At 62.1% G+C, this 23367-nt stretch carries 22 protein-coding genes; 13 read left to right on the forward strand and 9 right to left on the reverse strand.

The window, feature by feature from the left end; translation table 11 throughout:
- Positions 1-1140: an FAD-dependent monooxygenase gene (locus tag OVA07_RS18885; protein WP_268173240.1), complete on the reverse strand. Its 1140-nt coding sequence runs from the start codon at positions 1138-1140 to the stop codon at positions 1-3.
- 328 nt (positions 1141-1468) lie between these two features.
- Between OVA07_RS18885 and OVA07_RS18890 the strand changes: the two genes are divergently transcribed.
- From OVA07_RS18890 to OVA07_RS18900, 3 genes are all read left to right on the forward strand, one after another.
- Positions 1469-3748: a TonB-dependent receptor gene (locus OVA07_RS18890; RefSeq protein WP_268173241.1), complete on the forward strand. Its 2280-nt coding sequence runs from the start codon at positions 1469-1471 to the stop codon at positions 3746-3748.
- A 71-nt stretch (positions 3749-3819) separates the two neighbouring features.
- The gene (locus OVA07_RS18895; protein ID WP_268173242.1) at positions 3820-4737 is read left to right on the forward strand and encodes an NAD-dependent epimerase/dehydratase family protein; all 918 of its coding nucleotides are present in this window, start codon (positions 3820-3822) and stop codon (positions 4735-4737) included.
- Between the two features lie 12 nt (positions 4738-4749).
- On the forward strand, positions 4750-5754 hold the full coding sequence (locus OVA07_RS18900; RefSeq protein WP_268173243.1) for a LysR family transcriptional regulator: 1005 nt from the start codon (positions 4750-4752) through the stop codon (positions 5752-5754).
- Here OVA07_RS18900 and OVA07_RS18905 read toward each other — a convergent pair.
- Positions 5702-6949: an aminotransferase class I/II-fold pyridoxal phosphate-dependent enzyme gene (locus OVA07_RS18905; RefSeq protein ID WP_268173244.1), complete on the reverse strand. Its 1248-nt coding sequence runs from the start codon at positions 6947-6949 to the stop codon at positions 5702-5704. The two genes, OVA07_RS18900 and OVA07_RS18905, sit on opposite strands and share 53 nt — an antisense overlap.
- 165 nt (positions 6950-7114) lie before the next feature.
- Between OVA07_RS18905 and OVA07_RS18910 the strand changes: the two genes are divergently transcribed.
- Positions 7115-8335 (forward strand): MFS transporter, encoded by a 1221-nt coding sequence (locus tag OVA07_RS18910; RefSeq protein ID WP_268173245.1) that lies wholly within the window; start codon positions 7115-7117, stop codon positions 8333-8335.
- Here OVA07_RS18910 and OVA07_RS18915 read toward each other — a convergent pair.
- Positions 8332-9738, reverse strand: coding sequence for an FAD-dependent oxidoreductase (locus OVA07_RS18915; RefSeq protein ID WP_268173246.1), 1407 nt, complete (start codon positions 9736-9738; stop codon positions 8332-8334). The genes OVA07_RS18910 and OVA07_RS18915 overlap by 4 nt on opposite strands.
- A gap of 207 nt (positions 9739-9945) precedes the next feature.
- Between OVA07_RS18915 and OVA07_RS18920 the strand changes: the two genes are divergently transcribed.
- From OVA07_RS18920 to OVA07_RS18930, 3 genes are read left to right on the forward strand one after another with little or no spacing between them, the layout of a single operon-like run.
- On the forward strand, positions 9946-10971 hold the full coding sequence (locus tag OVA07_RS18920; protein WP_268173291.1) for a class I SAM-dependent methyltransferase: 1026 nt from the start codon (positions 9946-9948) through the stop codon (positions 10969-10971).
- Positions 10968-11270, forward strand: coding sequence for a hypothetical protein (locus OVA07_RS18925; RefSeq protein ID WP_268173247.1), 303 nt, complete (start codon positions 10968-10970; stop codon positions 11268-11270). The genes OVA07_RS18920 and OVA07_RS18925 overlap by 4 nt, the downstream gene beginning before the upstream one ends.
- A gap of 25 nt (positions 11271-11295) precedes the next feature.
- Positions 11296-12066 carry an IclR family transcriptional regulator domain-containing protein gene (locus tag OVA07_RS18930; RefSeq protein ID WP_268173248.1) on the forward strand — a complete coding sequence of 257 codons (771 nt, stop codon included), beginning with the start codon at positions 11296-11298 and terminating at the stop codon, positions 12064-12066.
- Here the strand turns inward: OVA07_RS18930 and OVA07_RS18935 are convergent.
- On the reverse strand, positions 12063-12494 hold the full coding sequence (locus OVA07_RS18935) for a winged helix-turn-helix transcriptional regulator (RefSeq protein WP_268173249.1): 432 nt from the start codon (positions 12492-12494) through the stop codon (positions 12063-12065). The genes OVA07_RS18930 and OVA07_RS18935 overlap by 4 nt on opposite strands.
- Positions 12495-12575: 81 nt before the next feature.
- On the opposite strand from OVA07_RS18935, the gene OVA07_RS18940 reads away from it, so the two are divergent.
- The 5 genes from OVA07_RS18940 (at position 12576) to OVA07_RS18960 (ending at position 17553) form a co-directional block, all read left to right on the forward strand.
- Positions 12576-13385 carry an SDR family NAD(P)-dependent oxidoreductase gene (locus OVA07_RS18940; protein ID WP_268173250.1) on the forward strand — a complete coding sequence of 270 codons (810 nt, stop codon included), beginning with the start codon at positions 12576-12578 and terminating at the stop codon, positions 13383-13385.
- Between the two features lies 1 nt (position 13386).
- On the forward strand, positions 13387-14973 hold the full coding sequence (locus OVA07_RS18945) for a phytoene desaturase family protein (protein WP_268173251.1): 1587 nt from the start codon (positions 13387-13389) through the stop codon (positions 14971-14973).
- Positions 14973-15206: a hypothetical protein gene (locus OVA07_RS18950; protein ID WP_268173252.1), complete on the forward strand. Its 234-nt coding sequence runs from the start codon at positions 14973-14975 to the stop codon at positions 15204-15206. Before OVA07_RS18945 ends, OVA07_RS18950 begins: the two co-directional genes overlap by 1 nt.
- A gap of 120 nt (positions 15207-15326) precedes the next feature.
- A complete protein-coding gene (locus tag OVA07_RS18955) occupies positions 15327-16328 on the forward strand; it encodes a VOC family protein (RefSeq protein WP_268173253.1) in 1002 nt (333 codons plus the stop codon).
- Between the two features lie 136 nt (positions 16329-16464).
- Positions 16465-17553, forward strand: coding sequence for a VOC family protein (locus tag OVA07_RS18960; RefSeq protein ID WP_268173254.1), 1089 nt, complete (start codon positions 16465-16467; stop codon positions 17551-17553).
- A gap of 2 nt (positions 17554-17555) precedes the next feature.
- Here the strand turns inward: OVA07_RS18960 and OVA07_RS18965 are convergent, their stop codons facing one another.
- Positions 17556-18560 carry an AraC family transcriptional regulator gene (locus OVA07_RS18965; protein ID WP_268173255.1) on the reverse strand — a complete coding sequence of 335 codons (1005 nt, stop codon included), beginning with the start codon at positions 18558-18560 and terminating at the stop codon, positions 17556-17558.
- A gap of 93 nt (positions 18561-18653) precedes the next feature.
- On the opposite strand from OVA07_RS18965, the gene OVA07_RS18970 reads away from it, so the two are divergent.
- Positions 18654-19673 carry an aromatic ring-hydroxylating dioxygenase subunit alpha gene (locus OVA07_RS18970; RefSeq protein WP_268173256.1) on the forward strand — a complete coding sequence of 340 codons (1020 nt, stop codon included), beginning with the start codon at positions 18654-18656 and terminating at the stop codon, positions 19671-19673.
- 2 nt (positions 19674-19675) lie between these two features.
- Here OVA07_RS18970 and OVA07_RS18975 read toward each other — a convergent pair whose 3' ends face one another.
- From OVA07_RS18975 to hisD, 4 genes are read right to left on the reverse strand one after another with little or no spacing between them, the layout of a single operon-like run.
- On the reverse strand, positions 19676-20083 hold the full coding sequence (locus OVA07_RS18975) for a VOC family protein (RefSeq protein WP_268173257.1): 408 nt from the start codon (positions 20081-20083) through the stop codon (positions 19676-19678).
- Positions 20083-21234, reverse strand: a complete 1152-nt coding sequence (locus tag OVA07_RS18980; protein WP_268173258.1) for an alpha/beta hydrolase — start codon at positions 21232-21234, stop codon at positions 20083-20085. The genes OVA07_RS18975 and OVA07_RS18980 overlap by 1 nt, the downstream gene beginning before the upstream one ends.
- An 11-nt stretch (positions 21235-21245) precedes the next feature.
- Positions 21246-22001, reverse strand: coding sequence for an SDR family NAD(P)-dependent oxidoreductase (locus OVA07_RS18985; RefSeq protein ID WP_268173259.1), 756 nt, complete (start codon positions 21999-22001; stop codon positions 21246-21248).
- Positions 21998-23329, reverse strand: a complete 1332-nt coding sequence (gene hisD / locus OVA07_RS18990) for a histidinol dehydrogenase (RefSeq protein WP_268173260.1) — start codon at positions 23327-23329, stop codon at positions 21998-22000. Before hisD ends, OVA07_RS18985 begins: the two co-directional genes overlap by 4 nt.
- Positions 23330-23367: the final 38 nt, after the last annotated feature.

The following is a 23367-nucleotide window of genomic DNA, read 5'->3' on the forward strand; positions in this document are numbered from 1 at the left end:
TCAGAACGGATCGTTGAGGCGATGCAGCGCGCCCTGAAGCAGGTGGGCGTGGACGGTGGGATCACCATGTTCAAGCTGAAGCCTGCCAACGGCCACACTGGTTTCGATCACGTCGCGGCAGCGGTCGTAACGGCGCTCCTGATACGCGTTTAGGGCATCGGCAACATCATGTGTGCGGGCAAGTTCTTCGGCCAGCACAATGCCGCTTTCCACCGCCATGCCTGCACCTGATGCCAAGTGCGGCGTGGTGGCGTGGGCCGCATCGCCCAGCAGCACAATCCGACCGTTGAACCAGTCCTTTGGTTGCAACACTGCGGCCAGCGGGCGGTAATTGATCCAGTCTTCGCGGGTCATGTTGTCGCGGATCCACCCGGCGTTGCCACCGAAATCGGACAGCAAATGCTTGAGCGTGACGAAGAGCTCTTCGTCGGACATGAAGCTTTCGCGTTCCACATGGGGCGTCAGCATCCACATATAGACCGTGTCTGGCGCGCAAGCCGTGATGCCGCAAGGGTTGGGATGGCCGAGGAAAAATTCGCCCATTTCAAGACCGGGCGGTTTGCGGATGGAAATGCGCCAGCAACCTTGTCCCGTTGGCTGGGCCGGACCCATGTGCGGAAAGGCAAGATCGCGCACCACGGAAAAAACGCTGTCTGCCCCCACGACAAGATCGTAGCGACCCGAAGAATCATCGGAGAAGCGGACATCGACGCCGTTAGCGGCGTTTTCAAGAGCCGTGACTGTAAGGCCAAGCCGCACCGGAATGGCAAGTTCGCGCACGCGGGCCTGCATGATACGGTGGAGCACCGGACGCATGATGCCGCCGGTGGCGGGCAGGCCTTCCTCGATCACGGGTTCATCCAGATCAAGCATGTGGGTGCCGTCATAGCGGAACAGGCGGGTCTTGCTGGTGATTGCGCCTTCGGCCTTGATCGCGTCCAGCAGGCCAAGGCGGCGATAGGCGCGCAAGGTGGGACCGGTGATGGTGATGCCCGCGCCATAGACGCGCCAGTCAGGATCAATGTCGATCAGATCGACCGCGACCCCGCGCTCAGCAAGGCTGATAGCCGTTGCCATGCCGCCAATCCCTCCGCCCACGACAAGCGCCGTTGCGATGCTGCTGATGTTTTCCCCAGTCATATTGCCATGACCTAGCGATTGGAACGCTGCGCACAAATCCGAACGATGGATAGGAACCCATCCATACAAACGGCGGGAAATGAAACCGTCTGCGCGGTATGAAAGGTGCAGCGACGGGGAAGCGTTCCCGCCGCTTTGTATAGGTCAGGGCTATGGGGTCATAGCGAGATTCCGAGTTTTCTTTTTCCGTGAACCTATCAAAATAGAACGCAAGCCGATGCCGATGAGCATGGGCGGACCTGTATGTGCGTATGAGGAAATGCGGCGCGCAGGTAATTTCGGTTCGATCTGCAACGGTAGATCGAACGTTTTGGGGAGGATTATCAGAATGTTGAAAGCGACTCTTGGCGTCGTGGTGTCGACCGGTGCGATGGCTGTGGCCACGCTGGGTTGGACCGCGCCCGCATTCGCCGCCGATCAGGCGCAGGCTGAAGAGGGCGATGCCGCGATCATCGTGACCGCCCGCAAGCGCGAAGAAAACCTGATTGACGTGCCATTGCCGGTGACGGTGGCAACGCAGGCTCAGCTTCAGCGCGATCAGGTCTATTCGATCACCGATCTTCAGCGCACCACCGCTTCGCTGGAAATCAGCCAGACGTCGGGTGGTGAAGTGAACGGCGGCGCACGTCTGCGCGGCCTTGGCACCGGCGTATTCAACGCCAGCGTTTCGCCTTCAGTGGCATTCGTGGTGGATCAGGTGCCGCAGGGCAACCTTACCTTCCCGCTGCTGTTCGATCTGGCACAGGTCGAAGTGCTGCGCGGCCCACAGGGCACGCTGTTTGGCCAGGGCGCATCGGCAGGCGTCATCAACATCACCACGGTTGCGCCGTCAACCGATGCCATTTCGGTTTCGGGCGGGATCAACGCCGCCGACAAGGGCACTGCAGGTTCGGAAGTGAGCGAGCTGACCGTGCGCGGCGGCATCAACGTGCCGCTGGGTGACAAGGCCGCCGTGCGTATTGCCGGGCAATACAAGCGTGAAGCGGGCCTGCAGCGCAACACCTTCCTTGATCTGGACAACCGCACCAAGGAATATGGCGTGCGCGGCAAGCTGCTGCTTAAGCCTTCGGAAACGGTGACGATCAACCTTTCGGCCGAAATGACCGAACAGAAGGTCAATGGCTGGAACTTCTTTGCCATTGCCATCGCTCCCAACGGCCAGCCCAACAGCGCGGCATCGACCGGGGCATTTACCGCCGCCGCCGGTTGCGACATTCCCGAAATCAACGCCCGTGCCGAATTCTATTGCGAAGACAGCCAGGCGACGATGCGCAACAGCGCACAGGGTTTTTCGGGCGTCATCGATCTGGAAATCAATGACAACCTGTCGCTGACGTCGGTTACGGCATATCGCATGCTCGACCGTGAAACCGACACGGTGAACTTCTCACGCCGTCTGGTGGTGGCCGCGCGCAACGAAAATATCGAGAGCGAATCCAAGCAGTTCAGCCAGGAACTTCGTCTGGATTATCAGAACGAAGGTCTGAACGTGCTGGTTGGCGCGCTGTATTCGAAGTTCGATCTGGAAACCACGCCGATCAATGGCACCACATTCGGCAACCCGACGCTGGGCAACCGCACGGGCTTTTCGGTCTGCCACAATCAGGGCTTCTTCTGCCCGGTGCCAGTGTCGTTCAGCTATGAAGACACCAGCAACCGCATCTTTGCGCTGTTCAGCGACGTGACCGTGCCGCTGACCGAGCAGCTCGACCTGTTCGGGGGCCTGCGTTATTCCAGCTATCGCAACAGCACCGGCGTTGGCGTGAACACCCTGACGGCAAGCCGCACCGTGAAAATCGAGGACAATGACGTTTCGGGCCGCGTCGGTCTGAGCTTCAAGCCGACGCCGGATTCAACCATCTTCGTGTCCTATGCCCGTGGGTATAAGCCGCCTGCGGTGGTGGTGCCAACGATTGCGACCGATCCTGTGGTCCAGCTCAAGCCTGAAAAGGCTGACGCCATCGAATTTGGCGCCAAGGTGCAGGTGGGCCGGGTGCAGCTTTCGGGCAATGCGTTCTGGAACCGGGTGAAGAATTTCCAAACGCAATCGAGCGTGTTCAACGCATCGGGCGCGCTGATTTCTGTAACGCAGAACATCGACAAGGTGGTGTCGAAGGGCTTTGAACTGAACGCGATGGGCACGGTAGTTCCCGGTCTGACCGTGAACGCGGGCTATCAGTTCAACGATGTGCGCTTCCCTACCGGCTTTGTCGGCAACGATGGCGTATCGCTTTCGGGCAAGCAGTTCATCAATGCGCCCAAGCACAAGTTCACCATCTCGACCGAATATTCGGCCGCCGTCAGCGGCAGCCTGGAAGCGTTCATCAACGCCAACCTGGTGTACAAGAGCGCGGTGTTGCTGGGCCAGTATGGCAACGATGTGTTCCGTTATCCGGGGCATGAACTGGTCAATGCAGGGTTCGGCGTGCGCGATGCCGAGGGCAAGTGGAGCGCATCGATCTTTGCTCGCAACCTGACCAAGGAACGCGAACCGACCGCATACCTTGCCAGCGACTTTGGCGGGTCTGCCGATGGCGGTATCCGTGCATGGCCGGCAGCGGGCATCACGGCCCGCGTGGTCGGCCTGACGGTTGACTTCAACTTCTGAAGTTGAAAATCCGGGCGGCGGTCTTTCGGGATTGCCGCCCGAATTGCGTTTGAAATTCAAGGAGTGGTGCCGTGCGTGTAGTCGTGACCGGAGCGGGCGGTTTTGTCGGGCGCGAGATCGTGCGTCTGCTGCTGGAGCGCGGCGACGCGGTGGTCGGCATCGATACGGCGGCGGGCGGGATACCGGCGGGGGCGACTGCCATCGCTGGCGATCTGGGCGATGAGGCCGTGCGCGCGGCGGCGCTTGCAGGGGGCTGCGATGCACTGATCCATCTGGCCACGGTGCCGGGCGGGGCAGCAGAGGCGGACCCAGTGGCATCGCGTCGGATCAACGTGGATGCGATGTATGACCTGTTGCTGGAAGCGGCGGCAATCAGCCCCGGCTTGCGCGTGGTCTATGCCAGTTCCATCGCGGTGTTCGGTGACCCGCTGCCCGCGCTGGTCGCTGATGCGACGCCGCTTAGCCCCAAGATGATCTATGGCGGGCATAAGGCGATGATGGAGGACGCGGTGGCGATGTTCTCCAACCGGGGGATGATTGACGGCGTGACGGTGCGTCTGCCCGGCATTCTGGCGCGGCCCAAGGGACCGTCTGGGATGAAATCTGCCTTCATGTCAGACCTGTTCCACGCACTGAAGGCAGGTGATGCGTTTACCTGTCCGGTATCGGCAGCGGGCACGATCTGGGCGCAATCGGTAGGGCAATGCGCGCGCAACTTCGTTCATGCGTTGACGCTGGACAGCGCGCTGCTGCCGCCCACGCGCGCGGTGACGCTGCCTGCGCTTTGCGTGACGATGGGCGATCTGGCGGCGCACATCGCGCGGGCATGTGGGTTTTCAGCAGACCTTGTGACATATGCGCCCGATGTCGCGCTGGAAGCGGCCTTTGCCGCGCAGCCTCCGTTGAACACGCCAGCGGCGGAGCGCGCGGGTTTTGCACATGACGGCGATCTTGCTACACTGGTTGCAAGCGCACTCTCTACCATTTGAGGGGCGCGGGAGATGGCGATGCGGTTCGGGCGGCTTGACCTTAACCTGCTGGTGGCGCTGGACGCGCTGCTGACAGAACGCAGCGTAAGCCTTGCGGCGGACCGGCTGTGCCTTTCGCAATCGGCCACATCCAGCGCGCTGGGCCGGTTACGTGAATATTTTGGCGATGAACTGCTGGTGGTCAAAGGCCGCAGCATGATCCTGACCGCGCGGGCAGAGGAACTGATCGAGCCGGTGCGCGCGGTGCTGGAACAGATCCGCACCACGGTTTCGGTCGCCCCGCCGTTCGATCCTGCCACCGCTGACCGCGTGGTGCGGATCATGGCATCGGATTATTCCACCGAAGTGCTGCTGGCAGGCGCGCTGGTCGATCTGGAAAAGACCGCGCCCAACATGCGGTTTGAAATTCAGCCGATGCACGACACCCCGATCGAGGCGATCGAGCGCGGTTACATCGACCTGTTGCTGACCATTGATTACGCGATATCGTCAGACCACCCCAGCCAGTTGCTGTTCGAAGACGATTACGTGGTGGTGGGCGACCGGAACAATCCGGCTCTGGCCGAGCCGATGACGCGCGACCTGTATTTCAGCCTTGGCCACGTCAGCGCGCGCTTCGGCAAGGCGCGCGTGCCCGCATTTGAAGACTGGTTCGTGCGGCGGCAGAAGCAGCAGCGCCGGGTGGCAGTGGTGGCGCCATCGTTCCTGTCCTTGCCTGGGCTGGTGGTGGGCACCAATCGCATCGCCACGATGCACCGGCGCATGGCCGAAATGGTGGTGCGCACGCTGCCGCTGGTGATGCGCGAAATTCCCTTTGCCATTCCACCGATCCGCGAAACGATCCAATGGAACATCGCCAACAACAACGACCGCGCGTTGCGCTGGGTGGTGGAAAAGCTGGCGGCAGTGGCCAGCGCCCACAGTGGCGGGCAGGACAACGTGGTGCCGCTGGACACAGGCGGCGTTAGCCGGGACGCGATTGAGGTGGAATACCGGATGAACCATCCGCAGCGTTAGAGCCTGATGACATAAGATTTGACCGCCAATGGTCGAGCCTATTCACCGCATCTGCCAGCATGGGCAGGGGTTTGGAGTGGCACAGGCGGGCAAAATGCACAGGAGCGTTCGCGCTTTCCCACAATGCTGACAGGGGGATGGTGGCGACGCCCGCTTCGTGGACGGCACGGGTGGCAAATGTGCGGTCGTCCAGTGGGATGCCGGATGCGGGCAGATCAATGCAGGTGAACCATGTGGCGCTGCCGGGCAGGGCGACAAAGCCCTTGGCGGCGAGGGATTCCAGCAGGAAGGCGCGGCTTTGTGCCCATGTGGCGGTGCAGCTTTCCGCAATGTCGGGTTGATCCAAAGCTTGCGCCACGGCCCATTGCAGCATGGGCGGCGTGGTGAAGGTGAGAAACTGGTGCGCGCGGGCGATGGTGGCGGCCATGGGTGGCGCGGCGATGATCCAGCCGACTTTCCAGCCGGTTGCACCGAAAATCTTGCCTGCGGAGCCGATCTTGACCGTGCGATCTTCCATGCCGGGCTGCGCCAGCAGCGATGCGTGCGGCTGGCCGTCGAAGCGGACGTTTTCCCATACCTCGTCACAGATGGCGATGAGATCGTGGCGGCGGCACAGGTCTGCCAGCATGGCAAGATCCTGCGCCGAAGCGACGGTGCCGGTGGGGTTGAGCGGATCGTTGAGGATGAGCGCGCGGGTGCGCGCCGTGATGGCCGCTCCAATCGCCGCGCGATCATAGGACCAGTGCGGCGGCGATAGCGCGATGAAGACGGGCGTGCCCCCTGCGCGGCGGATGAGCGGGGCATAGGCATCGTAGGCGGGCGCGAACAGCAGCACTTCATCGCCCGGTAGCACCGCGGCAAGGATGGCGCTGGCAACGGCCTCGGTCGCGCCGGATGTGACGATGACGTGATCGGGGGTGAGGTCCAGCCCTTGGGTGCGGGCGTAGAACGCGGCAACCGCGCGGCGCAGGTCTGGAATGCCGGCCATGGGTGGATAGTGGTGCGATTGTTCTGCGCTGGCGCGGGTAAGGGCATCGAGCAGGGCGGGCGGTGGCGGGCCATCAGGGAAGCCCTGCCCCAGATTGATCGCGCCCGACTGGCGGGCAAGGCCCGACATATGTTCGAAAATGGTCACCGGCATATCGGCATAGACCGGGTGGAGGCGATTGGCGGGGCCGGGGGCTGCGTTCGTCATTACGCACCAGCCTAGCGCGGGCCGTTTGGGCGGGCAATCGACCGGACAAATAGGTTTCCACCCTTGCTATCGATTGGACAGGACGGTTGCAGCAGAAGATGGTCTTCGTGCCGAACTGAACGGCACAAGGATAAGATCGGGGAGGATCTGGCGCAGATGGCCAGCATGAAGCAGCCCACTGTGATGACCGGTATCGCGCTTTTGCTGCCGATTACGCTGACGACGATGGCGATCGTTCTGCTGGCACCGGTGCTGCCGCAGTTGATGGCGGAATTTTCGGGCGTCGGTGGCCACGAATATCTGGTGCCGATGGTGCTGACGCTGCCGTCGCTGTGCGTGGCGGTGCTGTGCCCCTTTGCCGGGATACTGGGCGATTACTTTGGGCGGCGGCGGCTGTTGCTGGCCTCGTTCGTGCTGTATGCGGTGGTGGGCGTGGCTCCGGTGTTCCTGACCAACCTGACGCATATCCTGATTTCACGGGTGGGCGTGGGCGTGGCCGAAGCGCTGATCTATGTCCTGTCGACGACGATGATCGGGGATTATTACACCGGAGCCGCGCGCGACCGGTGGCTGGCGGGGCAGACGGCGTTTGCTTCGGTTTCGGCGCTGGTGTTCTTCAATCTGGGCGGGGCGCTGGGCGAAGCGGGATGGCGGGTGCCGTTCTGGGTTTACGGATCGGCGCTGGTGATGTTTGCGCTGGTGCTGCGCTACACGTGGGAGCCTTTGGGGGAGCCTGTGGAGGAGCCTTCGGACGATAAAGCCGAAGCAGCCGAGCGTGCGCCGCATAACCTGAGCTGGGCCGGGTTCCCGTGGGGCAAGATGGCGGGGATTGCCGCTGTCACGATCTATGGATCGGTGTTCTTCTATACCGTGCAAATTCAGGCGTCTTCAGGCCTTGCCGAACTGGGGCTGTCCAGCGCGGCGCGGATCGGATTTCTGACGTCGCTGGCCAGCATCGGCGTGCCGCTGGGCACATTCATCTATTCGCGCATCGGGCGGATCGGCGTGGGACGGCTGTTGCTGGCGGAATTCGGGCTGCTGGCGGTGGGTTTCATGCTGATGGGGCGGACCGGCAGCGTGCCGGGGTTCCTTGCCGGGTGTTTCATCAACCAGTTGGGTGCGGGGATGCTGCTGCCGACGCTGCTGGTGTGGTCGATGAGCATTCTGCCGTTCGAGGTACGCGGGCGCGGCACCGGATTCTGGCAATCGGCCTTTGCCCTGGGCCAGTGGATCAGCCCCTTGGCCGTAACGTTCTTTGCCGTGCGTATGGGCGGGCTGATGAAGAGCTTTGAAATTCTGGCCTATTTTGCCGCCGCAGGATTTGCGCTGGCGCTGGGCATGCATCTTTCAGCGCGGCAGGCGAGTGCAAAACTGGCGCATGGCTAACCCGCTGCAACCAAGGCTGCCATCTGCCCGGCGATTTTGCCCAGCGTGGTGGCGGTAAGCAGGCCGTTCCCGGCAAGATAGCCATCCGCGCCTTGGCCGGAAATGCCTCTGGCCGCGCCGCCTCCGGCAAATAGGTTGGGCATGACCGTGCCGTCCGATTTCATCACACGCGCGGCCATGTCTACAACCAGTCCGCCCTGTGTGTGGAACAGTGCGCCGGTGACCTTTGCGGCGCGATAGGGCGGCGCAAGGGGCGGTCTGGTATCAGGCTGGCCGCTGAAATTCCGGCCGAATGGGTCGGCACGATTGCCCAGAGTCATTTCTGCAACGTCGGCCAGCGTGGCGCGTAACGCGTCAAGCGGAAGCCCGGTGCGCTGGGCGAGGTCCGTGACAGAAGCGGCTTCGACGATGGCGCCTGCGCGCAGGGCGTCACGGTAATCTTCAAACCCCATCATCAAGATATGCAGCCGTTCGTCAAACACCGACCACGCCATCTTTCCAGGCTGGGCGTTGACCTTTGCCGCCTGTTCAGAATAGCCCGCCGCTTCATTGGAAAAGCGAAGGCCGTGGCGGTTCACCTGAAACCCGCCTTCCGTGATAAGCGGCCACAGGATTGGCACGCCATGGCCCAGCGCCAGCCCGCCATGCCCCTGATAGGCCCCGATATCGGCAATGGCTGCGCCAAGCTGCAGGCCCCAGCCAAGCGCATCGCCCTTGTTGCCGGGATGGCCGTGATAGACCGCCCCGGCCATGTCGGGAATGTAGCGTTCGATCAGGGCGGGATTGCCGCCAAAGCCGGAGCAGCCCAGCACCAGCGCGGCACAGCCCACGTCGAGGATTTCGCCATCGGGCCTTTCGGCCCTGACGCCGCAGATGACATCGCCCTTGGTGAACAGGGCCGTGACATTGGCACTGGTCAGAACGGTTGCCGGCGTATCTGCCACGGCACGTTCAAGTGCCGCCATCAATTCCGCGCCGGACCTGTTGGGCGTGCCATACATGCGCTGGACGCTGTGGCCGGGATAGAGCCAGCCCTGTGCGAGAGTCAGCGGCACGCCATGACGGTCGCGCAGCCACGCGACGGTGGCGGCAGACTCGCCTGCCAGCATCTGCGCATAGTCAGCCGGGGTGTGGCCTTTGGTCTTGGCCAGAATGTCAGCGACGAAAAGTTCGGGGCTATCGTCAATTCCTGCCCGCGCCTGTTCGGGCGTGCCGGCGGCGGGGATCAGGCCGGTCGACATTGCGGTTGATCCCATGGGCGTCGGATCACGTTCAAGCACCAGAACGTCAGCCCCGGCATCGCACGCTGCCAGCGCGGCACAAAGCGCCGTGCCGCCGCCACCGACCACAATGACCGGGAAGTGCATGTCGAACGCAGCGGGTGCAGGAAGAATGGCGGTCATCGGTTACCTTGAAGATTCTTGCGCGAACGGGCGAGCGGGGTGGCGATGGATCTGGCGCGCAACCTGCCCTGTGCGCCTTGGGAAAAACAGGCGGGATGGTAGAAGTCTTTCGCCTGACGAAAACATTTCACAAACGCGCGTGTCGTTGGGGCAGGGGCGATCTAGGGTGCAGCCAGGCACCCATGATGGAGGCAAGCCTTGAGCACTATGGACCTTCAGCTTCGACAGCGCGGGCGGGCGGCGGTTGATTTCATGGGCTATCTCAGCCTTGCGGCGCGCCCGTTGTGGTCGGCAATCGATGCGGACATTGCAGCGGCAGGACATGCGCCTGCCAATTTGCCAGACGATCTTGATGACCGCGCAGGCGTGATCGAAGCGGCGCTGGCGGATTCGCGCGCCTTTCGCACCCACGAGCTGGTGAGCGAATGGCACGCCCGCCAGCATGGGCATGACGCGACCGAGGCGTTTGAGGAGGTGGCGCGCGATGGCCTGCTGCCGCAACTGCCGCAGGGATCTGCCGAACTGACAATTTCGCCGGATTTTCGGGCGCCGGAATACTGGGACGGCGTGGATTTCCACCGCACGGCAGGCGGGTGGGACGGTCACGAGATGGCGGGATACATCCACGGTGAGATCATTCACCGGCGCATGGTGGATCGCGTATTTCCCGGCGGCATATTCCGCCAGCGCCGCGCCATTGCCGAGCGGCCCCCGCGCGACCATTATGACCGCATCATTGATTTTGGCGCATCAACCGGGCATTTCACCCTGGCATTGCAGGACGCCTATCCACAGGCGGAGATATGGGGCGTCGATTTGAGCGCGCGTGCGCTGGAACATGCCCGGCGGGTGGCAGACGCGCATGGCCATGGCTGGAAGCTGTTTCAGCGCGCAGCCGAAGATACCGGTTTTGCCGCCGGCAGTTTCGATCTGGCGGCATCGTATATTCTGCTGCACGAAATGCCGGAGCGCGCGATCCGGGCCTTGTTTGCCGAAGCCTTCCGGCTGCTGCGCCCCGGCGGCGACATGATTATGAGCGATGTCACCCGCTTTGCCGATATCGACCGGTTGAGCGCATGGAAAGCCGACCATGGTGCCCGCTTTGGCGGAGAGCCATACTGGCGGGAATCGGCATCGCTCGATCTGGCGCAAGTGGCGCGTGACGCCGGGTTCGAAGACGTCGAGGCTTCCGGCCTTTATCCGCATGTTGTGCAAGGGCGTAAACCGCAATGACCGGGAAAACTTCTGCCGCAGATAGCGCATCCATCAACCGGCCTGACCGCGATACCTTGCAAGCCTGGCAGATGGGCGATGTGGGGCAGGCGATCCTGACGCTGACCCGCGAACTGTGGGTGGTGAAAGACCGACTGCGCGTTCTTGAAGCGGTGCTGGACGATCACGGAATTGACGCGCATCAGGCCATCGAACGCTATCAGCCGGATGCAGCCGTAGCAGCAGAACTGGCCGAAGCGGGGCAGGCGCTGGCTTCAAGGGTGATTGCTGCCCTGTCGGGTGATGGCCTTGGGCGGTGACAGGGGGGCACCGGTAGGACATGGGATGATCGACAGCGGGGTGCCGATACGCGCGGCCAGCCGGACGCTTTCGATCCTGCGGACCATCAACGAACTGGGCAGCGCGTCCCTGTCGCAGATTGCCCGGCATGAACGCCTGCCATTGCCCACGGCTTTCCGCTTTGTGCAGACCCTTGTTCACGAAGGCATGATCGCGCGCGATCCGTCCGGCAAATGCTATTACCCGACCGCGCTGGTGCAATCGCTGGCATCGGGGTATGACAATTCGGTGGTCAGGCAAGTCGCCGAACCGATCCTGAGCAGGCTGACTCGGGACGTGGGCTGGCCGGTGTTTCTTTCGGAAAGAGTGGGCAGGCGATTTGTCATTCGTGCCACCACCCATCCTGAAACGACACTGACGTTCTTCAACTGGAAAGTCGGTAGCAGCTTTCCCGTGCTGGGCAGCGTGACCGGGCTGGTGTGGCTGGCGTTTCAGAGCGAAAGCGCGGTGCGCGATCTGATTGCGTGGGAAAGGGCAGCGGAATCATCGCAGGACATTCCTGATGTCGACGATCTGCTTCACACGCTCGAAAAGGTGCGGATGGCCGGATATGCCTTGCGCCCATCACCCTATGAAAAGAACGGGAAAACGGCGTCGATCGCGCTGCCGATCTGCCCGGATGCCCATGCCAGTGATGTGCTGACGCTGACCTATTTTGCCGCAGCGATGAAGCCGGATGAAGCGGTTCAGCGGTTTGTCGGTAGGCTGCGTGAAACCGCGGTGCAGATTGCCGGGGCGCTTGCACCTTCTGTTTAAGCGTTATCTTCGGCTTGGTCGAAACGCGCGCGGGCGGTGTGGATGGCCGCCGCGCGGGCGTTGATCCAGTCTATCAACGCGCGCGCCTGTGTGTGCAGGTCTGCCCCCAAGGGCGTCAGTCGATAGCTGACTTTGGGCGGCACATCGCCCGTTACCGCACGGGCAACAAAGCCATCGCGTTCCAGTGTGCGCAGTTTCAGGGTCAATACACGCTGCGAAATGGCCTGTTCCGATGACAGTTGCGCCAAGGTGCGGCGCAGTTCGGCATGGCGGAACGCGCCGGTGCCCAGCACCAGCAGGATCAGGGTGGACCAGCGATCCCCCAGCAGGCCCATGACCTCACGCGCGGGATCATCGCGGTCCTTGCCGTGAATCGCCATTTCGGCGGCCAGATTGGCCAGTTCGCGCTGTTCCATACGTCCCTGCATGGGCACAAAAAAGTGCCGTCTTCCGCTTTGTCCTGCCTGTCTTATGACCGGACGCAACGCAAGAACAAGGTGGGAGAGAGCATGACCAGCGATGCAATCCGCATGGATGGCAAAGTGGCCATTGTAACCGGCGGCGCAGGTGGCATCGGCGCAGCCACGGCGCGGCTTATCACGGCGCGCGGAGGCCGCGTGGCGATTGCCGATATCGCGGCAGATCGTGCTCAGGCGCTGGCCGATGAACTGCCCGGCGCGCTGGCTATCGCGCTCGATCTGGAACAGGAATCCTCAATCGAAGCGATGATTGCCCAAACGGTTGCGCACTTTGGCAGGCTGGACGTGCTGCACAACAATGCCGCGCTCCTCGGCCCCGATATCGCGCAGGCCGATGGCGATGTTGAACATATGGCGACCGCGCTGTGGGACCGGACATATGCGGTGAATGTGCGCGGTACGATGATCGCGTGCCGCGCCGCGCTGCCGCATCTGGTCAGGACGCGCGGGAATATCGTCAACACAGTCAGCAATCTGGCGTTGCAGGGTCACCTGATTCAGGCTGCCTACTCCAGCAGCAAGGCCGCGGTCATCCAGATGACCCGCGCGATTGCGGCCAGCCATGGCAAGCAGGGTGTGCGCTGCAACGCGGTTGCGCCGGGGATGACGATGACGCCCGCGCTGCGCGAAGCCTTTCCCCCTGCGCTGCGACAGGTGGTGGAGGATGAAACCCTGCGCGACCAGTTGGGCGATCCGCAAGACATTGCCGAAGCGGTGGCTTTCCTTGCCAGCGATGCGGCGCGCAACATCACCGGGCAAGTGCTGGTCTGCGATGGCGGCGGCGCGTCCCACGTTCCCGGCATTTCCGGCTTCCGGTCCTTCTTTGCAGGAGAGCATTGAGATGAGCCAATACGATATCGTGGTGATGGGCGCGGGCCACAACGGCCTGACCGCCGCCGCATATATGGCCAAGGCGGGCAAAAAGGTGCTGGTGCTGGAACGCAAGCCCCACTTCGGCGGTGGCGTGTCCACGCGCGAGCTGATCCAGCCCGGTTTCTGGCATGACGAACATTCCAACGTCCACATTATGATCCAGGGCAACCCCATGTTGCGCGATGACGAACTTGGCCTTCTGTCCAAGTTCGGGCTGGAATATATCTATCCCGATCTGGTCCACGTATCGATCTGGGAGGATGGCACTGTCATCCGCAGCTACAAGGATCTGGACCGGACGTGCGAGGAACTGGCGCGGGTGTGCAGTGCCAAGGACGCCGAAGCATATCGCAAGTTCGTGAAGATGAGCCAGACCGCGCTGCCAATGCTGGTCAGCGGGCTGTATTCGCCGCCGTTCCCGCTGGGCGCGTTCGTGGCGATGATGGACCAGTCTGACGAAGGGCGCTTCCTGCTGGACCTGATGCAGCGCACCGCGCTGGATATCGTCGATGCCTATTTCGACAGTGAACTGCTGAAGTTGCACATCGTGCGCATGGTGACCGAAAACCTGCAGATGCCTGATGAACTGGGCACCGGCATGGGTGCCTTCGTGATGCCGGGGATCGTCCACACGTATGGCTGTTCGATGCCCAAGGGCGGGTCGGGCGAATTGTCCAAAGCGCTGGTCCGGGCGATTGAGCATTTCGGCGGTGAAGTGCGCTGTAATGCCGAAGTTTCGCGCGTGATCGTTGAGGGCGGCAAGGCCGTGGGGCTGGAACTGATCGATGGCGAGACGTTTATGGCCCGCGACGGCGTGATCGGCGCGATCCACCCGCATGTGCTGCGCAAGTTCGTGGGCGAAACGCCCGAACCGGTGCTGGAACGGGCAGAGCGCGTGACGCAATCGACCTTCTCGATCAACCTGACGCACATGACGCTGAAAGAGCGTTTGCGCCTGAAAGTCGGCAACGATTGCAACGCGATGATGACCGAGCTGATGGACTTCTACAGCGTGCGCGACATGCTTCTGGAATACGACAAGCTGCGGCGCGGGCAAGTGAGCGAGCGGCTGATCGCGGGCGGGGACAACACGATCTTCGATCCATCCCGCGCGCCTGAAGGGGCAGGGGTGTTCTATGGCGTGAACTTTGCGCCCTATAACCTTTATCCCGGCGGCCCGGCATCGTGGGAAGAACGCAAGCTGGAAGTGGCGGACAAGGCGCTGGCGCAATACCGCAAATTCTATGCGAACCTTGATGACAGCAACATCACCGGACGCCTCATCCGGTCACCGGTCGACCATGAACGCGACAGCCCGGCCAGCTTCATCAAGGGCGACATTCATGGCTGCGCGCCGTTCTTCTATCAATCAGCGGGGCATCGCCCCACGCCGGACCTTGGCTCATTCCGCGTGCCGGGGGTGGAGGGCCTCTATCTGGTCGGGCCGTTCATGCATCCGGGCGGAGGCGTATTTGGCGCAGGGCGCGCCACGGCGATCCAAATGATGGACGACATGGGCATCGATTACGACAAGGTGTGCGGGAGGGCCTTTTGATGCGCAATTCGGGCAAGGTGCCGGTGGCAAAGATCCTTGACGCGCAGGACAAGGAACTGATGGCGATCCGCAAGGTGGAGCGCGACGGCAACGCGCTGGTCATCCGGGGCAAGATTTTCGGCGCCATGCCGATGGTGGCGAAGCTGACCCCGGAGGAAGCGCGCGCGGCACTGAAGCTTATCGACTTCAGGACGTTTGTGTTCTTGCTGACGCTGCTGTTCCGCAGGAGTTGAATTGATCGATTTTGTGAATGCCGGGCCAGCAAAACAATTCATAGCCCGGATTTGCGCTGGATCAACACACTGAGGTTCCTGTGCCCGCAATTGTCTCCCAACCCCAAGGGAGACAATTGCATGGCGATCATTGGCATCAGGCGGCTGACATGGATGGTGGAGGATGTGGCGGCCTGCGTCCGCTTTTTCACCGATTTCGGGCTGAGCCTGATCGAAATGCAGAACGATTTCGCGCTGTTTGAAGCGGCAGACGGATCGCAAGCCCTGTTCCTTTTGAAAGGCCATGCACGTCTGCCGCAAGGCACCGCGCAGGCTACCAAGGGCGTGCATGAATGCGTGTGGGCGGTGGACGATGCGCAGGGGCTGGCGCGGCTGAAAGCGCGGCTTGAACCACTGGTTCCGCTGACCACCGACGAAGAAGGCGTGGTTCATTTCGTCACCCCGTTCGGGCAGGCGATTGGACTTCAGGTCTGGCGGCCCCGCGCCGTGTTTGGCGCGCCAACGCCGCAGAACACCGTGGGCCGCATCGAACGGCTGAACCAGCCGCGCAAGTGGATTGACCGCGCGGTGCCCAAACGCATCCACCATTGCGTTTGGACCTTCCCCGATGTGCAGGAAGCGGTTGATTTCTACAGCGATGTTCTGGGGTTCCGCATTACCGACATGCAGAAGGGCTTTGGCGTCTATATGCGCGCCGATGGCTGTTACGAACACCACAACGTGTTTCTGGCCGATGCCCATGCGCCGATGCCCGGCTTCAACGGCACGCTGAAGTTTCACCATGCCAATTGGGAAGTCGAGGATATCGACGAACTGATGGTGGCCAAGAACTATCTGGACCGGCGCGGCTATACTTATGGCGACTGGAACTGGGGCTTTGGCCGCCATCGGCTGACCTCGGCCGCGTTCTTCTACATCCCCTGTCCGGCAGGGGGCGAGGCGGAATACGGCGCGGACTGCGATTGCGTGGACGATGGCTGGCGCCCGCGCATCTGGGACGGCGCGTTCGGCACCGCGATCTACATGACCAACCTGCCTGATTTCATGAAGGGTGAGCCGAACTGGGACGTGACCTATGCCCGGCCCGACCAGCTTCACTATCACCCCGCTGATCCGATCTGAGCCAATGCGCAGGTGACCAAAGCTGCGGCTGCGGTCACCCATCCGCAGGATCGATAGCATGGGTTCGGAAACTTCGGTTTCCGGACTTGTGCGATGTTCGGCATGACCATTTCCTGAAAGATTTCCGGGAGATCCCATGCCTGTTCTTGGCCCTGCCAGCGTCCTTGGTGTTGAAAGCGTCGTGTTTGGCGTGACCAACATTGCCGAACATACCCGTTTCTGGACCGATTTCGGCCTGCCGCTGGAAAGCGCCAGCGACGATGAGGCGGTGTTTCGTCTGCAATCGGGCAGCCGGGTAATCCTGCTGCGCCACGGCGATGCGCGCCTGCCGTCACCCGATCCGTTTGCCGGGGACGGGGTGAAGGAAACCGTGTGGGGCGTGGATACGGCGCAAAGCCTTGAACGGATTGCCGCCAGCCTGGCGGGCGAAGTGGCGGTGACGCGCGATGCCGATGGCACGGTGCATTGCGTGTGTCCTGATGGCCAGCCAATTGCCCTGCGGGTGTGGGACAAGCGCCCTGTCGTTTCCGAAGCGAGCCCGGTGAACACGCCATCCAACTGGCCCCGTTTCAACCAGCATCGCATCTGGCGCAAGAAGGCCATTCCCAAGACGATCAACCATGTGGTGTTCTTCAGCCCCGATTATGTCGGCAGCTTCGAATTCTACGAACGGCACATGGGCTTTCGCTATGTCGATCATTCGAAGGGCACCGGCATCTTTGCGCGCGCGCCGGGCACGTTTGAACACCATTCGATCTTCTGGGTGAACTGCGATCTGCCGATTGCGCCCGATCACTTCAAGTTCATGCACATCGCCTTTGGCATGGACGATATCGACGAAGTGATGCTGGGCGCCAACATCATGGACAACAAGGGCTGGAAGAACACCACGATGAACACATCGGGGGGCATTTCACGCCACCGCATTTCCAGCGCGATCTATTATTACTGCGAAATCCCCGGCCATGGCGGCGAGGCGGAATATCACGCCGATACCGATTATCTGGACGACAACTGGGTGCCGCGCGCGTGGGACTTCAAGTTTGGTTCACTGCTGTGGTCGCATAACGCGCCCGCGATCTTTCGGGGCGATGACATTCCGTGGGACATGGCGTTCGACCATGATCGCAAGAGCTTCGATCCGTTCCGCCGCGCCAAGCCCGGCAAGCAGCCCATCGAGGGCGATCTGGCGAACCTGACGGCGGACGACGAACACGCCATCTGACCCTACCCAGACTGCGCCCGCCGGGCTTTTCGGAAAGCCAGCGGGCGCGTCTGGCGCGCCTGAACGAAGGCGGCGCGGAATGCGCGTTCAGACCTATAGCCGCAGCGACCCGCGATATCGGCAACGGGCAGATCGGTGTCCTGCAACAGCTGGCCCGCGCGGTCGATGCGGCAGGCGGCGAGATAGCGGAACGGCGTGGTGCCGGTGGCCTGTCCGAAATATTCGGCAAAGGCCGTGCGCGACATTCCCGCATCGCGCGCCATGCCAGCCAGCGTCCATTGCCGTTCGGGGTGGCGCTGCAATTGCCGCATCAGCTTTGCCAGCGCGCGCGACCGGCCCTTGTCCAGCACATCGGCTAGTGCAGGCGCATTGTCTGCCAAGTGCGCGCGCAGGATTTGGGCTAGCAGGAATTGGGCAGACACCGTGCTGATTGCGGCGAACCCATCTGATGGATGGGCGCATTCGGCATCGAGCATTTGGGTGAAGGATTGCGTCCACAGGTTCAGCCGGGTCTGGTCTGCGCGCATGAACAGGACCGGGGGTAGAGCAGCGATGATCGGCAGGCTGGCGGCGAGGTGTGATGGCGTCATCGCGCTGCCCAGCAGGACGCAGCCCACTGGCCCTTCGCCCCAGTCTATTTCGACCGGGCGTTCATAGCCTTCGGTCGATGTGGGCGGGGCGGCGTTGGCCTGCCACACTTCGCCCATGTCGGTGCAGGTGGCCAAATCGTCTTTCACCACAAGCCGCGAAACCGCACCACCCAGCGCCAGCAGCGCATCGCCGGGGCCAAGCCTGACCCTGCGCCCATCGGGCAGGCCTGCCCGGCATGTGCCTTCGGCCACCACGAACATATACGGCATGTCGCGCATGGCAAATCCACCCCGTTCGCGCAGGGTGAAGCGTGCCAGCGAAGCGCCGACAAGGCGCACATCGGCCAGAATGCCACTGGTTACACCGGGGGCTGTTAAATCCGAACGTAATAGCCGTTTTTGTGAACTGGTCGCCATGACGCCCAGCATCTGCTGGCGCTAGGATCAATGCAACGAAAATGATGACCGCCAACCTGTGATGGCAAGCGGCATAGACAGAGGATACCCAACATGCCCTTCATCCGCGAAAGCTGGTATCCCGCAGGCTGGTCTGCCGCGCTGGGGGCAGAGCCTGTGGCGCGCACGTTTCTTGGTGATGAAGTGGTGCTTTATCGCGCAGAGAACGGTGATCCGGTGGCACTGGCCAACACCTGCCCGCACCGCTTTGCCGCGCTGGCCAAGGGCAAGCTGCATGGCGATGCCATTGCCTGCCCCTATCACGGGTTGCGCTTTGGGCCTGATGGGCGGTGTGTCCACAATCCGCATGGTCCCGCGACCGGCGCGATGCGGGTGCGCAGCTATCCGCTGGTGGAACGGCATGGCATGATGTGGATCTGGATGGGCGATGCGGCCCATGCCGATCCTGCCGGGATTCCCGTGCTGTCCGCGCGCGAAGATGCGCGGTTCGATTGGGTGGATGGCTATCTGTATGTCGAAGGCAATTACCAACTGGTGATCGACAACCTGCTGGACCTTACCCATGTTGAGTTTCTGCACCCGTTCCTGGCCGATCCCACCGATACGTTTCCGACGGAAGTCACCTGTTTTGAACAGGGCGATGAAGTGGTTTCGCGCTATACCCGTCCGCAGTGCAACCGCACACAGCTTGTCGCCGGGCTGTGGGACGAAGCGCCCGAAGTCATCAGCCTGATGTCCGAAATGCGCTGGAGCGCGCCCGCCAATCTGATCCAGCGCAACGGGTTTGACGTGGCCCTGCACACGGACATGGACAATACCCACGCACAAGTGCCGCTGTGCCACTTGCTGACGCCGGAAACTGAGCTGACAACGCACTATTTCTGGGCAGGCGGACGAAATCTGAAGCGCGGTGACGAACAGATTGCGCAGGGCTTCCGCTTTGGTGTGGAAGGCGCGTTCAAGGGCGAGGATGAGCCGATGATTGCCGACATCCAGCAGCGGATGCGCGGGCGCGACCTGTTCGAAATGAAGCCGCTGCTGCTGCCGATCGACAAGTCCGCCGTTCTGGCGCGCCGCCGGGTGAGCGATCTGTTGAAACGTGAAGCGGGTTAGGATCAGCCCGCTGGTTCTTCAACAAATTCGATCAGATTGCCCGCGCAGTCGCGGATGAAGCAGCCTTTGCCGAACTGTTCGCGCACTACAAAGGCAATGTCCGCCTGCTTTTCTTCCATTTCGGCAAGGAAGGCGTCGAGGTCTTCCACCCGAAAAGCGACGTGTTTGTTACCGTGGGTTTTCAGATCGCGCGGCACGATGCGGCGGTCTTCGGGAAGCGGGGCCGCGCCTTCTACTTCGAAGATTTCAAACCGCAGCGCGCCTTTGCGGACCATGGCGGTGTGGCTGCGCGCGGCTTCGATGTAGAAACGCTTTTCCACTTCGAAGCCCAGCACGCGGCCATACCATTCTATCGCCGCATCGAGTGAAGGGACCGACACGCCGCCGTGGTGGAAGGTGAAGTCCGCCATCAGTCCATCTCGGCAAAAGTCTGCGCGCACCAGTCGGCGATGTAATCGCGCATTCCGGTGCCGTTGTCGGCGCCGCAATGTTCCACTTCAAAATCAGCCTTGGTGAAGATGCGCAAGGTGCGTTTGGGGCTGTTCACCGCCTGATCGTAGGACATCTGCGCGTTGTACGCGGGAATCTGCCGGTCGTTTTCGCCATGGGTGATCAGGAACGGCACCTTGATCTTTTCGACTTGTCCGTCGAGCGTGATCTGGTCGGCATAGTTCAGGAAATCCTGCTGGTTATCGATGCCGAAGACCCACATAACGTGATCCCAATAGTGCGGCACAGGGTTCTCACCCTCGTTCGCAACACGTTCACGCTGACGCTGGCCCCAGACGTGGTTCGCGCCCATGACCGCGCACAGGGCATAACGCGGATCGTTGGCGGCGATGCGCGGGGCGTGATAGCCGCCGAAAGACAGGCCGAAGATGCCGATTTTGGAATGAATCACATCACTGCGCGTCAGCAGATAGTCGAAGGCGGGGCTGCCCCAGCGTTCGGCATCGAACACTGCGGGCAGAACCAGCTTGCGAATGGCCTCACCCGTGCCGGGTTGGTCAAGGAACAGGGTGTTCATCCCGCGTTCGAGGTTTGACGCGCCGTGACCTGCAAGGTTGACCTGTTCCTTCATGGAATCAAGGCCGTTGACCGAGACCAGCGTGGGGCGCGGCGTGCCGCTGCCATCGTGGACGAAGATGGCGGTATAGGCGCTGTCGCCGTAGGGGATTTCCACCTTGTCGACATGCAGCCCGCGCAGGGCGCTGCCCTTGTGATAGAGGTCCAGCCCCTTTTGATAGGCGGCCCAGCGCGGGGCATAATCGCGGCTCTGCATCCGTTCGGCGGCAAGGTAGTAGCCTGATGCGCGCAGGTATTTGGTGCCGGCTGACAGCAGGAAACCTTCAGCCTCGTCGCGTTGCGCATTGGCGGTGACCTGATCGGCCACGCGAATCCAGCTGTCGAACAAGGCGGCGGAGCCTGCATCTGCGCCGGACTTTGCCGCATCCATCAGCGGGCGGTTGGCGTCGTCAATCTCGCCATGATTGCCGCCCGCGATCAGCGCAAGGTTGGTGGCAAGGTTCCAGACGTAGTTTCCGGGGAACGGTTCGAACATGGCTTTTCCTTTTATTCTGCGGTCCAGCCGCCATCGACGACAAGGCTGGTTCCGGTCATCAGGGCCGAGGCGTCTGACGCAAGGAACAGCACCGCGCCCATCAGGTCTTCGGGCGTGCCGATGCGACCCAGCTTGATCTTGGACAGGACGCTGGCCTTGAACGCGGCGTCTTCGAACATTGGCTTGGTCAGCGGCGTTTCGATGAACGTGGGGGCAATGGTGTTGGAGCGGATGCCGTGGGGCGCAAGATCGAGCGCGAAGGACTTGTTCATACCTTCCATCGCCCACTTGCTGGCGCAATAAAGGCTGCGGTTCGGTCCGCCGACATGCCCCATCTGCGATCCCATGTGGATCAGCGAGCCTTTGGTGCCGCCCGCGATCATCGCCTTTGCGCAGGCCTGTGCGACGAAGAACGCGGCCTTGACGTTCAGGCCCAGCACCGCGTCATAGTCGGCCTCGGTCACATCCCACATCGGCTTGGGACGATTGGTTCCGGCATTGTTGACAAGGACGTGAAACGGATCGCGCGCGGCAAAGAACGCAGCCACGGCTTCGATGTCGGAAACGTCGAGCGTTACCGCTTCGGCACCATTGCCGATGGCCGAAGCCGCGTCCGCGATCTCACCGGCAGACCGCGCCACCAGCGTCACCGCCGCACCCGCCTGCGCTAACGCAGCGGCGGCGGCAAGGCCGATGCCGCGCCCTGCGCCGGTGACCACGGCACGCTTGCCGTCCAGCCGGAATGATGGCGTTTGCGGGACTATCACGCCCGCGTCAGCTCGCTCGGCTCGGCCTGCCCGGCATAGGGCACATTGCGCCCGCCATAGCGGCGCACGCGGATATTGGCCTGTTCACCGTGGCCGGCAAAGCCTTCCAGCGCGCACAGGCGGCTGCAATATTCGCCCACCAGCGTTGATGCTTCGTTGGTCAGCACCTTCTGGTAAGTGCAGGTCTTGAGGAACTTGCCCACCCACAGGCCACCAGTATAGCGCGCGGCCTTCCTGGTCGGCAGGGTGTGGTTGGTGCCGATCACCTTGTCACCGAACGAGACATTGGTGCGCGCGCCCAGGAACAGCGCGCCATAATTGGTCATGTTATTCAGGAAATAATCGGGATCGGCGGTCATCACCTGAACGTGTTCGCTGGCGATGTCGTCTGCAATGCTGACCATTTCTTCGTAGCTTTCAGCCACGATCACTTCGCCAAACGTCTCCCACGCCTTGCGGGCATGATCGGCGGTGGGCAGAATTTGCAGCAGGCGGTCGATTTCCGCCATGGTTTCGCGGGCGAACTTTTCGCTGTTGGTCAGCAGCACGCCGGGGCTGTCCGGCCCGTGTTCGACTTGTCCCAGAATGTCGGTCGCGGCCATTTCGGGGTCGCAGCCGATGTCATCGGCGATAATCAGCGTTTCAGTCGGCCCTGCGAACAGATCAATGCCCACGCGGCCAAACAACTGGCGCTTGGCTTCGGCCACAAAGGCGTTGCCGGGACCGACAAGGATATCGACTGGATCGATGCTTTGCGTGCCGATGGCCATCGCGCCAATCGCCTGAATGCCGCCAAGGGCATAGATCGCATCAGCCCCCGCCATGGCCTGTGCCGCCACGATGGCGCGGGCGGGCTTGCCCTGAAACGGCGGGGCGCACGTGATGACGCGTGGAACGCCTGCGACCTTGGCTGTGATGACCGACATGTGGGCCGATGCCAGCAGCGGATATTTGCCGCCGGGCACATAACAGCCTGCATTCTGGATCGGCAGATTCTTGTGGCCCAGCACGACGCCCGGCATGGTTTCAACTTCGACGTCGACCATCGATGCGCGCTGGATCTGGGCGAAGTTCTTGACCTGCGCCTGCGCGAATTCGATGTCCTTGCGCTCTTGCGGGGTCAGGCTTTCGACGGCCGCGTCGATTTCCGCTTGCGACAGGCGATAATCTTCGCGGTCCCAACCGTCGAACTTTATGCTCATATCGCGCAATGCGGCATCGCCGCGCGCTTCGATATCGGCAAGCGCTGCTTCCACGATATCGCGAACCTTACGATCCGTTTCCGCCTTTACGTCCGCAGCCGCGCCGCGCTTGAGCCACTGGGCCATGTTTCTCCCCGCAAGGTTGTTTGCAATTGCCGCCCCAA

Origin of the sequence: Novosphingobium sp. SL115, from assembly GCF_026672515.1 — a bacterium.
Taxonomy (GTDB): domain Bacteria; phylum Pseudomonadota; class Alphaproteobacteria; order Sphingomonadales; family Sphingomonadaceae; genus Novosphingobium.